14 protein-coding genes are annotated in these 12,677 nt (G+C 45.8%); all 14 read right to left on the bottom strand.

Translation table 11 applies throughout. The features are described 5' to 3' along the window. Positions 1–3: 3 nt before the first annotated feature. Entirely contained in the window at positions 4–774 is a 771-nt protein-coding gene (locus ACFPTP_RS07395) for a ribonuclease HII (RefSeq protein ID WP_381443319.1), read from the bottom strand. A 94-nt stretch (positions 775–868) separates the two neighbouring features. Next, positions 869–1,747: a ribosome biogenesis GTPase YlqF gene (gene ylqF, locus ACFPTP_RS07390; RefSeq protein ID WP_381443318.1), complete on the bottom strand. Its 879-nt coding sequence runs from the start codon at positions 1,745–1,747 to the stop codon at positions 869–871. A 19-nt stretch (positions 1,748–1,766) separates the two neighbouring features. Next, positions 1,767–2,324, bottom strand: a complete 558-nt coding sequence (lepB, locus tag ACFPTP_RS07385) for a signal peptidase I (protein WP_381443316.1) — start codon at positions 2,322–2,324, stop codon at positions 1,767–1,769. A gap of 100 nt (positions 2,325–2,424) precedes the next feature. Next, the gene (rplS, locus tag ACFPTP_RS07380; protein ID WP_252503626.1) at positions 2,425–2,769 is read right to left on the bottom strand and encodes a 50S ribosomal protein L19; all 345 of its coding nucleotides are present in this window, start codon (positions 2,767–2,769) and stop codon (positions 2,425–2,427) included. 128 nt (positions 2,770–2,897) lie between these two features. Continuing rightward, on the bottom strand, positions 2,898–3,641 hold the full coding sequence (gene trmD, locus ACFPTP_RS07375) for a tRNA (guanosine(37)-N1)-methyltransferase TrmD (protein WP_381443314.1): 744 nt from the start codon (positions 3,639–3,641) through the stop codon (positions 2,898–2,900). Continuing rightward, complete coding sequence (rimM, locus tag ACFPTP_RS07370; protein WP_381443313.1) at positions 3,638–4,153, bottom strand: ribosome maturation factor RimM; 516 nt, start codon at positions 4,151–4,153, stop codon at positions 3,638–3,640. The genes trmD and rimM overlap by 4 nt, the downstream gene beginning before the upstream one ends. Before the next feature lie 101 nt (positions 4,154–4,254). Then, on the bottom strand, positions 4,255–4,488 hold the full coding sequence (locus tag ACFPTP_RS07365; RefSeq protein WP_252503628.1) for a KH domain-containing protein: 234 nt from the start codon (positions 4,486–4,488) through the stop codon (positions 4,255–4,257). A gap of 23 nt (positions 4,489–4,511) precedes the next feature. Further along, on the bottom strand, positions 4,512–4,784 hold the full coding sequence (gene rpsP, locus ACFPTP_RS07360) for a 30S ribosomal protein S16 (RefSeq protein ID WP_060209070.1): 273 nt from the start codon (positions 4,782–4,784) through the stop codon (positions 4,512–4,514). A gap of 113 nt (positions 4,785–4,897) precedes the next feature. Then, positions 4,898–6,253 (bottom strand): signal recognition particle protein, encoded by a 1,356-nt coding sequence (gene ffh, locus ACFPTP_RS07355; protein ID WP_381443312.1) that lies wholly within the window; start codon positions 6,251–6,253, stop codon positions 4,898–4,900. A gap of 12 nt (positions 6,254–6,265) precedes the next feature. Continuing rightward, positions 6,266–6,598 carry a putative DNA-binding protein gene (locus tag ACFPTP_RS07350; protein WP_381443311.1) on the bottom strand — a complete coding sequence of 111 codons (333 nt, stop codon included), beginning with the start codon at positions 6,596–6,598 and terminating at the stop codon, positions 6,266–6,268. A 224-nt stretch (positions 6,599–6,822) separates the two neighbouring features. Further along, entirely contained in the window at positions 6,823–7,812 is a 990-nt protein-coding gene (gene ftsY, locus ACFPTP_RS07345; protein ID WP_381443310.1) for a signal recognition particle-docking protein FtsY, read from the bottom strand. Between the two features lie 33 nt (positions 7,813–7,845). Next, a complete protein-coding gene (gene smc, locus ACFPTP_RS07340) occupies positions 7,846–11,403 on the bottom strand; it encodes a chromosome segregation protein SMC (RefSeq protein WP_381443309.1) in 3,558 nt (1,185 codons plus the stop codon). A 2-nt stretch (positions 11,404–11,405) separates the two neighbouring features. Then, positions 11,406–12,173 (bottom strand): ribonuclease III, encoded by a 768-nt coding sequence (gene rnc, locus ACFPTP_RS07335; RefSeq protein WP_381443307.1) that lies wholly within the window; start codon positions 12,171–12,173, stop codon positions 11,406–11,408. 171 nt (positions 12,174–12,344) lie between these two features. Beyond that, complete coding sequence (locus ACFPTP_RS07330) at positions 12,345–12,581, bottom strand: acyl carrier protein (protein WP_060209057.1); 237 nt, start codon at positions 12,579–12,581, stop codon at positions 12,345–12,347. Between the last annotated feature and the right edge of the window lie 96 nt (positions 12,582–12,677).

Raw genomic sequence — 12,677 nt, 5'->3', positions numbered from 1 at the left:
GGATCACCTTCCTTCCAAAATTGATTTGACAGGCTCAAATGTTTTTCTGTGGTACTTGCATGGCCCATGGATGTGGAGGGCTTCCACATGCTCCCCAGTGCCGTATCCGGCGTTCTTCTTGAAGTTGTACATCGGGAACTCGTCATGAAGCCGGTCCATCAACTGATCACGGGTTGTTTTCGCAAGGATGGAAGCTGCCGCTATGGCTAGGCTTTGAGCATCCCCTTTGATGATTGATTCTGTTCTACAGCCGACCCGGAGCTTCATGGCGTCCGCCAAGACGATATGCGGGCGGATGTCTAAGGTGCTCACGGCCATTTCCATCGACTCCCTCGTTGCCGCATATATGTTCATTTCGTCTATCTTTTCTGCGGTTTGGATATGTATCGAATAGCTGATTGCAATTTCTTTTATAATAGTAGAGAATCGATTTCTTTCCTGTACGGATATCTTTTTTGAATCATCGAGTCCGAGCAGTTGCGATGCGTCGTCGGACAATATGACAGCTGCACAGACGACAGGTCCTGCAAGCGGTCCTCTACCTGCTTCGTCAACACCCGCGATGAGTGTTTCGGAGGTTGTTTTATAGCTGTTGTCGAATGTGATTTTTTCTTGCAGCGCTTGTTCCAGTTGCTGTTTCTTCTCGTAATTGCGATACCATCTTTTTAGTTCTGTTTTGACGCCTGCACGATGATCGTCTTCAAGTTTTTTCATCCATGGTTCAGGTGCTGCAGTCTGTTGCAGCCGCACTGAAATTTCTTTTATCGTTTTCATTTTTTCACCTTCTATTATGTATGACAGCAGTTTTCTTTTATATCGGTCAATGATGAGGATTGTTTCAATAGGAAAAGGCCGATTGTCACGGGGGTTATTCCGTGACTTCATCGGCCTGTTTGGATAGATCGGTTGTGAAATCGAACGTCAGCTTGCCAAGCAGCTCGCTGCGGATGTCTTGGACAATCAGTTCAGCCACTTTGTCGTAATCGATTTCGCCGCCTTGTGTATATGCCTTTCGGGACTCGCCTATTACATCGAACACCCTTTTGATATCTTCGCCTACATTTGTGATGCCGTATCGCTTCTCGAGCCGGTCTGGATAATGTTCCTCCAGAAAGCGCAGGCCGTAGACTGCCAGGTTTTCCATGTTGACGATTGTATCCTTGATCGCCCCTGTCAACGCAAGCTTATACCCTACAGCTTGGTCTTCAAACTTCGGCCAAAGGATTCCTGGCGTATCGAGCAATTCCAGCTCCTTCTCGAATTTGATCCATTGCTGAGCTTTCGTGACGCCAGGCTTATTGCCAGTTTTCGCGATATTTTTTCTTGCGAGTCGGTTGATCAACGTCGATTTCCCGACATTCGGAATTCCGACAATCATTGCCCGGATTGCCCCCGGTCGAATGCCCCTCTTTTTCAAGCGTTCGATTTTTGGAGCCAATATTTCCTTTGCTGCCTTTGTTACGGTCTGCAAACCTTTTCCTTCAAATGAATTGATGGCGACAGCCCGGATCCCTTCCGATTCGAAATGTTTGATCCAACGCTCCGTCTCTTTCTCATCGGCAAGGTCCATTTTATTCAAAATGAGCAATCTCGGTTTTTGCTGAATGACTTCGTCGATCATCGGGTTTCTAGATGAAAGAGGCAATCGGGCATCAATCAACTCGAATACGATGTCGACGAGCTTCAATTGTTCCGTCACTTCACGTCTCGCTTTGGCCATATGGCCCGGAAACCATTGAATGGTCATTGATTTCATCCCCCTTCTTTCATTCCACCACGCCGAAATCACTGATCGGCCAGAAAACGAATTTTGTGCTTCCTATGATTTCATCGATTGGCACTGCCCCGATATGTCTCGAATCTTTACTCTTGCGACGATTATCGCCCATTACAAACACATGGCCTTCAGGAACAGTTTGCATGCCGATTTTTTCTTCCAGCGTGAAATCCTCTGTCAAAGTCCCTTCTGCAATTTCGGCTTTGTATTGATCAAGGTATGGTTCTTTATAAGGTTGATCGTTAATGTATAGAACATCGTCCCGGTATTCCACTGTATCCCCCGGAAGGCCGATAACCCTTTTGATGTAATCCTTTTTTTCTGGTGCATGGAAAACGACGATATCAAAACGGTCGGGTTTACCAAGTGTGTAGCCGATTTTATTAACGATCATTTTATCGCCGTGTTCAAGTGTGGGCATCATTGAAATGCCATCTACAACAATCGGTGTGAACAAAAATATTCGAATGATTGCTGCCAATCCAAACGCTATTAAAAGCGCTTTGATCCATTCCCAAGTTTCATTTTTCTTTTTCTCTTCATTCATCACAAAGCCTCCTGCCAAGTCGCTACTCTTATTGTACAGTCTATTCATTATTAGGGCAAAAAGAAAGGAGACCAACTTTTTGGTCTCCTTTGTTTGAGTTTTATCGAATTTCTTTGATACGTGCAGCTTTTCCGCGAAGGTTGCGAAGGTAGTACAATTTCGCACGACGGACTTTACCGCGACGAGTAACTTCAAGTTTAGCGATTTTCGGTGTGTGTACAGGGAATGTACGTTCAACACCTACACCGTTGGAGATTTTACGGACTGTGAATGTTTCACTGATTCCGCCTCCACGACGCTTGATGACGACTCCTTCGTAAAGTTGGATACGCTCGCGCGTGCCCTCGACGATTTTCACGTGCAGGCGGACAGTGTCCCCAGGACGGAAATCAGGGTGATCCGTACGAAGTTGATCTTTTGTTACTTCTGCAATAATGTTTTGCATGTTTTTCTCTCCTTATCCACAGATGCTCTTGCACGTTTTCCCTTTGCAGCGGAACACCAGTCAGTATGCACTTCCCATAGAAGTACATAGTAGATATTATCATAAATACACGGTGTGTGCAAGATACATCATTGATTTTCTTCTTTGATTAATTGCTTCAATAGTTTCTGTTGTTGTTCTGTTAATGGGGCGTTGTCCAATAGATCACGTCTGCGATGGAATGTGCGTTTAAGTGATTGTTCTTGGCGCCATTTTTCGATTTCGGCGTGGTTTCCCGATAGAAGGACGTCGGGAACTTTTAAGCCTCTGAAATCGAAAGGTCTTGTGTATTGGGGATGTTCGAGAAGCCCTGTAGAGAATGAATCATGGACGGGTGAATCCGTATTCCCTAAGACATTCGGTAAGAGTCTGACGACGCTGTCGATGATCGCCATAGAGGCAATTTCTCCGCCAGTCAGTACGAAATCTCCTAGTGATATTTCATCTGTTACGAGATGCTCACGGATGCGCTCGTCATAGCCTTCATAATGCCCGCAAAGGAAGACAAGATGTTCTTCCTTGGAAAGCTCCTCGGCCTTTTGCTGATTGAATCTGGCGCCTTGGGGGCACATGAGGATGACGCGCGGTTTCTTAGCATCATCGAGGGCGAGTGATTCGACTGCTGCAAAGAGCGGTTCGGGCTTCAAAACCATGCCTGCACCGCCGCCGTATGGATAATCGTCCACTTTATGGTGCTTGTTGCCGGAGAAGTCTCTGAAGTCGGTCACTTTGAAGGAGACTGCTTCATTTTCCTGCGCCTTCTTCATGATGGAGGAGTGGAGAACCCCTTCGAACATTTCGGGAAACAATGAGAGGACATCTATTTTCATCATGAAAGAAGCCCTTCCATCGGTTCGATGATGATTTGTTTCTTTTCAATATCGACTTCTTTGACGACATCTTCGATATAAGGGATATAATGCGGTTTCCCGGTTTTCGGCGTTACCGTCCATACATCATTGGCTCCAGTTTCGATAATATCCGTCACTTCGCCTAGCTCTTCTCCAGTATCGGTATAAACAGTGCAACCGATGATTTCATGGTAGTAAAACTCTCCTTCATCAAGGTCTCCAAGCTGCTTTTCGGAAACTTTCAAGATGCCGTCACGATATTTTTCCACGTCATTGATATTGATGTGACCTTCAAAAGTGAGAAGGTCAAAGTTCTTGTGGCGTCTGTGGCTTGCTACGATCAGTTTGATCGGCTTTTTTTCATTTGGCATGAATAATGATAGTTCGTTTCCGACTGCATATCTTTCCTCTGGAAAATCAGTACGCGAAATGACACGAACTTCACCATAGATTCCATGTGTGTTGACAATTTTTCCAACGTTGAACCATTGCATACATTACACCTTCCTTTTTATTCGGGACATGGATGCATTCCTTAAGTAGACAAAAAAGGAAGGAACATAGGCTCCCTCCTTTTGTTCTTGACCGATATGAATCAGTCAACAATATCTAGGTAAACTTTCTTACCGTGGCGACTTCCTGCTGCTGAATAAACAATAGTTCGTATCGCTTTTGCGACACGCCCCTGCTTTCCGATCACTTTCCCCATATCCTCCGGGTTTACGGAAAGTTTATAAGTGACACGATGATGTTGCTCATCTTTGTCGACCTGAACATCTCCGGGATGATCGACCAAAGGTTTGACAATCGTTTCAATCAGCTGCTTCATGTCCACCCCTCCTGATTACCTGATTATTTACCGTATTTAGCGTTGTGGAATTTCTCCATGATGCCTTGTTCTGAGAACAGGTTACGAACTGTATCAGAAGGTTTAGCACCGTTTTGAAGCCATTTAAGAGCCAATTCTTCATCGATTTTTACTTCAGCAGGTTTTGTAAGTGGGTTGTAAGTACCTACTGTTTCGATTTGACGGCCATCACGTGGTGAACGTGAATCTGCTACAACAATACGATAGAAAGGAGTTTTCTTTGCTCCCATACGTTTAAGACGAATTTTTACTGACATTTTTTCTTGCACCTCCGAATAGTTTCACACAAGATAGTATATTATCAAGGTTTTTCTTGTTTGTAAAGTGTTTTTTCTTAACACCTTAAAAATACGTTGAAATCATCCCGTTTTCATCTGAATAAAGAGTCGAAACCGGGCATTTTCATTTTCTTTTTGCCCTTTTGCTGCATATTGGTCATCTGCTTGACCATCTTCTTCATGTCTTCGAATTGCTTCAACAGACGGTTCACTTCCTGGATTGAAGTACCCGATCCTTTCGCGATCCGCTTGCGTCTGCTCGCATTGATGATTTCTGGCGTTGTGCGTTCTGCCGTCGTCATCGATCGGATGACCGCTTCGACGCGGCCCATCTGGCTTTCATCGACTTGAGCATTTTCAAGTCCTTTGATTTTGTTCATGCCCGGCATCATTTTCAATATTTCATCAAGAGGGCCCATCTTCTTCACTTGCTGAAGTTGGTCCAAAAAGTCATCGAGTGTGAATGTTTGCGTGCGGAACTTCTGTTCCAGTTCCTTCGCCTTCTCCTCATCGACATTCTCCTGCGCCTTTTCTATGAGTGACATGACGTCACCCATCCCTAGAATCCGAGAAGCCATCCGCTCGGGATGGAACGGTTCCAAGGCGTCCATCTTCTCGCCCATACCTACGAACTTGATCGGTTTCTGCGTAACGGAACGGATGGATAATGCAGCGCCTCCGCGTGTGTCGCCGTCCAGTTTCGTGAGGACGACTCCTGTAATGCCGATCGCTTCGTCGAACGACTTTGCCACATTGACGGCATCCTGCCCTGTCATTGCATCGACGACGAGGAATACTTCGTCAGGCTTACTCAATTCCCGGATATCCTTCAATTCCTGCATCAGGTTTTCATCGACATGCAAACGGCCCGCCGTATCGATGATAACGACGTCGTGATGTTCCTTTTCGGCTTCTGCAATCGCTTGGCGTGCAATTTCAACCGGAGAGACATCCGTGCCCAATGAAAAGACCGGCATCGTCAATTGTTTTCCGAGCGTCTCCAACTGTTGGATTGCAGCTGGACGATAAACATCCGCCGCCACAAGAAGCGGCTTCTTATTATGGCGTTTTCGAAGAACTGTCGCGAGCTTGCCCGTCGTCGTTGTTTTCCCTGCCCCTTGCAGACCGACCATCATAATGACAGTCGGTGATTTCCTTGCGAACTGGATCGGATTCTGTTCTCCGCCCATTAAATTCGTCAATTCGTCTTTGACGATTTTCACTACCTGTTGGCCGGGTGTCAGGCTCTTCATGACGTCCTGCCCGACAGCACGCTCACTGACCGTCTTGACAAATTCTTTTACGACTTTCAAGTTGACGTCGGCTTCGATAAGTGCAAATCGCACTTCCCGCATCATTTCTTTGACATCGGCCTCACTGATCTTGCCTTTGCCCTTTATTTTCTGAAGCGTCCCTTGCAGGCGCTGGGCCAAACCTTCAAATGCCATGCTAAGAACCCCCTATTCATGATCTTTCAGTGCGTTCATCAGCATCCGTACTTCTTCGGATGCTTGATCATTTCCGAGCACAAGCTGTTCAAGCTTATCGATAATCTCCATCCGTTTCTGGAATTTGGAGAAAAGCTTCAGTTTTTCTTCATAATCCTCCAGCATAGCTTCCGTTCTTCTGACATTGTCATAGACAGCTTGTCTCGACACTCCATATTCTTCGGCTATTTCGCCGAGAGACAGGTCGTCGAGGTAATAGAGCTGCATATACACCCGTTGCTTTTCGGTCAACAGTGTCTGATAGAAATCATAGAGGAAGTTGACGCGTGTCGTTTTTTCAAGCATTGCGCTTCGCCCCCTCTGTCAATCTTAGTATGCTGACATTGAACTGTCAAGTAAATTTACTTGTCTATAAAGATGCTGAGGAAGGCGTTTAACTGCGACAGTTAGAGCAAACGCCGTTCTTCTCGACGGCGTTCGCTGGAGGGCTGGAGATAAAGACGCTTTTTGTCTTTATTCTCCAGACCGAAGCGACCCGAGCAGTTGCCTTCCGAAGCTGGATTGTAAGATTATTCTTCTGCTTCCTTCTCCAATCCGTCTGCAAAGAGTCCGTATACGTACTTTTCCGGATCGAATGGTTGGAGGTCATCCATACCTTCGCCCAAGCCGACGAATTTGACCGGGATGTTGAGCTTATTGCGGATTGCCAAAACGATTCCGCCTTTCGCTGTACCGTCGAGCTTCGTTAGTACGATTCCAGTTACATTCGTCGCTTCTTTGAACGTCTGCGCTTGAATCAATGCATTTTGACCTGTCGTCGCATCAAGTGCAAGAAGCACTTCATGAGGGGCTCCTTCGATTTCTTTTCCAATGACACGATGGACCTTTTCAAGCTCATTCATCAAGTTAACTTTGTTTTGCAATCTGCCGGCAGTATCACAAATCAATACGTCCACTTTTCGGCTTTTTGCGGCGCGTATCGCGTCGTACATGACTGCGGCTGGATCAGAACCTTCCGATTGTCTGATCACCTCGACGCCAACACGTTCGCCCCAAACGACCAGCTGATCGATCGCCCCTGCACGGAATGTGTCCCCTGCTGCAAGCATGACCGTCTTCCCTTCCTCTTTGAGACGTGCAGCAAGTTTCCCGATCGTCGTCGTTTTACCTACACCGTTGACGCCTACCATGAGAATGACCGTCAAATCATCCTGCATATTTAAATCAGTATCCAGTTCTTCGCCATCTTTATAGATTTCCACCAGCTTCTCTGAAATGACCGATTGAATGCCTTCGGTGTTCTTGATATTTTTCCTTTGGACTTCCCAACGCAATTGATCGACAAGCTCCATGACTGTTTCAACGCCTACATCCGCCTGCAATAACAGTTCTTCGAGCTCTTCAAAGAAGTCCTCGTCAACTTCACGGAAACGCGCTACTAAATCATTCACTTTTGATGTGAATGAATTTCGGGTCTTCGATAGACCGTCCTTGAATTTCTCTGTTACCGTTTCATTTGTGCCCGTAATCTTCTCTTTCAATTTCTTAAAAAAAGACAATCCGACTCTCTCCTTTTTCTATACTGTCCATCCTTATCCCAGCACTTCGGCGGGAACATCGGAAAGCTTCACGGAAATAAGCTTCGAGACTCCTGACTCCTGCATCGTAATTCCATACAAGACATCCGCCCCTTCCATCGTCCCTTTCCTGTGAGTGATGACGATGAATTGGGTATTGTCCGAGAACTTCTTCAAGTACTTACTGTACCGGATGACATTCGCTTCGTCGAGCGCCGCTTCAACTTCATCCAAAATACAGAATGGAACCGGACGCACCTCAATGATCGAAAACAGCAATGTAATCGCTGTGAGCGCCCTTTCTCCGCCTGATAGCAAGCTAAGATTCTGCAACTTTTTGCCAGGCGGTCTTGCGACGATTTCGACGCCTGTTTCCAATAAATTATCAGGCTCTGTAAGGATCAAATCCGCATCTCCTCCCCCGAACATTTCCTTGAAGACGACATGGAACCGATTTCTCACCGCATTGAATGTCGTACCGAACCGAGTTTCCATTTCACGGTCCATTTCAGACATCGCTTCATTGAGCGTGTTTTTCGCCTCTAGAAGATCGTTACGTTGTTCAGTCAAAAATGCATGACGCTCAGACACTTCTTTGTACTCATCGATTGCACTCGGATTAACTGAACCGAGCGATTCGATTTCGCTTTTCAATTGGTTGACCCGGTTTCTTGTTTCATCCACATCAAAATCGCTGCTTGCATCAAAATCAGGATAAAGGCCATATTCATCCAATAGGCGATTTGTAATCGATTCGTATTTCACTTCAAGACGTGAAACTGCCACATTGATTTCATTCAAAGAGGAAACGGCCTTCCCTTCATCGAGACGAAGACGTTTTAATAACTCTTCCTGTTTTTCAAGAACAGACGCAATCTCAGTCCTCATTCCTCTTTCCTTAAGGAGGGATTGTTCGATTGTAGCCTTTTCGTTCGCAGAACGGTCTATGTGAGCCGCAATTTCCTCTGGCGTAAGATCGACGCCTGACTCATGTTCAGTATAGATATCCCGATCAACTTCCAAAGCAGCTATCCTTTGCTCCAGCTGATCCAGTGATTGCTCCATATCTGCAATCGTTGACTGTTGGTGTCCATTCTGTTCCCGAAGAGTGGCAGCCTGCTCCCGCAGCTCACTATTTTTGGTGAGCAATGCCGCTTCCTCGTTCCGTCGATTTGCAGCCAACCGTTCAAGTGTTTCAACTTCTTTTTGAGTAGACTCCAAAGATGATTTGATACTTCCATGCCGTTCCAACAATTTCTTTTTCCTGTCTTGCAGTTCTGCGCCAACGTTTTCAGCGCCGGCAATTCCTCTTTCAGCTAATGAAATTTCCGATTCAATTGCCCTGATTTCCATATCCAATTCCCGTAGGACGGAATCGACTGAAACCATTTCCTGTCTGACGGTATCCCGCAGCTGCCGATATTTTTCCGTATCATGCATATGCTGGGCGACGGACATTTTAGAATCGCCTATTTTACTGTTTGCCGTGTTAATCGAAGAGGTCATTTTCGAAAGTTGTGCAGTGAGCGTTTCCAATTCCGCTTTTCTCGAAAATACGGTCGACTGCCCTTTTGCACCTCCACCGGTTAGGGAACCGCCGGCATTCACAACATCTCCATCGAGTGTCACAATCCGGAATTTATAGCCTAACGATTTGGCGATAGCGGAGGCTCCTGCCAACGTTTTTGCGACAATTGTCATTCCAAGAAGATTTTCAATGATGATTGAAAAGGCGGAATCCGTCTTTACAAGATGATCTGCCGTTCCGATAAATTCGGGATGGTTTTCAACAATACGGAGTGACGCGATTGGAAGTTTCCTAGACTTTATGACATCACGGGGCAAAAATGTCGCACGTCCTGCGTTCTTCTGTTTCAAATATCCGATTGCATTCCGCGCCTCGGACTCTGTCGATGTGACAATATGCTGCATCGCGCCGCCTAAAGCCGTTTCAATCGCCTTTATATGTGGGTCTTCAACGTTGATGAGCTCTGCAACAGCTCCATCCACCCCACGCAATTTGCCTTCTTTTGCCGCAATGAGGACAGCTCTGACACCGGAATAAAATCCGGAAAACTCCGCCTCCAGACTTTGAAGCGCACGCAGCCTTCCTTGCATCTCCGACTGCTTGTTCATCGCATTATGCATGAATTGCTGCTGGATAGACAGCTCCTCTTCAGCTTCACGGTACAGCTTTTCAGATCGTTGGAATGCCGCCTCCGCTTTCTCTTTTTTCTCCTGCAAGGATGCAAGCTCAGCAGCTTGGATCGACCTTTTTTCCTGCAACTCTTGAAGTTTGCCTTTTAAAACGGAAGTTTGTTCCGATATACGGACAGTAGAAGTTTTTTCCCCTTGCATCCTTTCCTCGATATGTTTCAAATCATTCCGGATCGTCGCTTCTTCGTTCAACATTTCAATATAGGATGATTTCAATTCATCAATTTCCTGTTCGGTTTCTTTAGCTGACCTTTTCAGGATTTGGGCAATTTCGTTCATTTCCGAATTGATTTTTTCCAAGGAGGCCCCTGTAATGGACAACTTCTCTTTCGCAGCGGCCAATTTGACGACAAGCTCTTCTTTGCCCTTTTGCGCATCAGCCAATTCTTGCTGAATCCTTTTCAGCTGTTGCTCAGAATTCTTCTGTTTCTCAAGCGATAATAGACGCCGGCCTTCCCACTTCTCAGCTTCTGCGCTTATTTCCACCAATTGATTTTGAAGCGTTTCAATATTTCGGTCGGTTTGCGCCAATCGCATCCTGAATGCATTTGATTCTTGTTCGGCTTGTGCAATCTCAGCCACCATTTGATCGCGTTGCAATCGTTTTTCTTCGATCAGCTCGGTTTTCGCAATGATCTCTTCACGCAATTTTGCTCCATCATGATTCAAAAGACGGACGTCGGCTTCCCTGATTTCAGTGGAAAGCACGTGATGTCTTTCAGCCGCTTCCGCATTCTTTTGAAGCGGACCGATTCTCGTATCCAGTTCTTTTAGGATATCGAGGACACGATCCAAATTATCCTCCGTTTCGAAAAGCTTATGCTCCGCTTTCCTTTTACGTGTTTTATACTTCAATACACCTGCAGCCTCGTCAAAAATACTTCGCCTATCTTCCGGTCGGCTGTTAAGGATTTCATCGACACGTCCTTGAGAGATGATTGAAAAAGCTTCTTTCCCTAACCCTGAATCCATGAAGACATCATTGATATCTTTCAATCTGCATTGCTGCCCGTTTAATAAATAATTGCTTTCCCCCGAACGGAAGACCCGTCGGCTTACACTGATTTCCGTGTAATCAAGCGGGAAGAGTCCGTTCGTGTTATCAAGGATCAATGTCACTTCCGCGTAATTCAGCGGCTTGCGGGAATCACTGCCCGCAAAAATGACATCTTCCATTTTTGCACCCCGGAGGGATTTTGCAGATTGTTCACCGAGTACCCAACGGATTGCGTCGGTGATATTGCTTTTTCCACTGCCATTCGGTCCAACGATGGCTGTCACACCGGGGACAAAATCGATGCCGATCCGTTCGGCAAATGATTTGAACCCTATAATTTCAACTCTTTTCAGAAACACCATCAGTTCTCCCCTTCGGCCTCATTTCCTTTTAATTCTTGAATGGCTTGACGGGCCGCTTCCTGCTCGGCTTCTTTTTTTGATCTACCGACACCGGTGCCTAATTCACGATTTTCCAACCTAACGACGGTGACAAACTTTTTCGCATGCGCAGGACCCTTTTCTTCTACAATTTCATAATTCAAGCTGCCACTATTCGTCTGTTGTACGATTTCCTGCAAGCGGCTTTTATAATCCATCACATGCGAAAAAGCACCGTCCCCGATTTTCGGGAATACAACCTTCTCAAGGAATCGGGTGACCGGCTCCATGCCTTGATCCAAAAATAATGCGCCGATATACGCTTCGAACACGTCTGCAAGCAATGCCGGGCGTAATCTGCCGCCGGTCTGTTCCTCGCCTTTGCCGAGTAAGATGAATTCACCGAAATGCAGTTCATTCGAAAACTTGACGAGCGATGGCTCACAAACGATGGCTGCGCGCAGTTTTGTCAACTCGCCTTCACTCATATTCGGTTCGGTCGCGTAAAGGAAGCGCGAAACGCCGAGCTCCAATACGGCATCTCCAAGGAATTCGAGCCTTTCGTTATCCGTGAAGTTTTTTCGACGGTGCTCATTGACATAGGATGAATGAGTGAATGCATTGTAAAGAAGAGATACATCTTTAAATTGGATGTCGAGACGCTTTTGCAGGTCTTCAAATTTTTTACGCACCTCGCTTGGAAGTGGGACTGTAGGATATTTACTTTTTACATTCCGTTTGTTAGTCATCAAGATTCTGCCTTTCACTTCGTAGTCCATTTAATTTTACATTGTTACAGCCTTACTTGCAAAACCGAAAAGAGATACTTTCACCCTTTCTTTTTACGAGAAAGGATGAAAGCATCTCTAAGGAAGTGCGCTATGTGGAATAAGCACATTTTTTTCGGAAACTTACTGAAATTAGTTCACTTTTTCTTCGATATATTTTACTGCATCTCCAACTGTTCCGATCTTTTCAGCATCGTCATCGGAAATTTCCATATCGAATTCATCTTCTAGTTCCATTACGAGCTCAACGACATCCAAAGAGTCTGCGCCAAGATCGTCTTTGAAAGAAGCTTCTGGTTTTACTTCACTCTCATCGACACCAAGACGGTCGACAACAACTTTCGTTACACGTTCAAGTACTGACAACATAGTCACCTCCTCTCAATGAAAAAACTCAACAAATAGTTGCTCTGCGTTTCAGGCGGACGCTTTCCGTGGGGCGCGGGTGAGCCTCCTCGTCCGCTT

Origin of the sequence: Sporosarcina koreensis, assembly GCF_042655825.1 — a bacterium.
GTDB lineage: Bacteria > Bacillota > Bacilli > Bacillales_A > Planococcaceae > Sporosarcina > Sporosarcina koreensis.
This window is presented reverse-complemented; position numbering and strand designations above follow the sequence as displayed.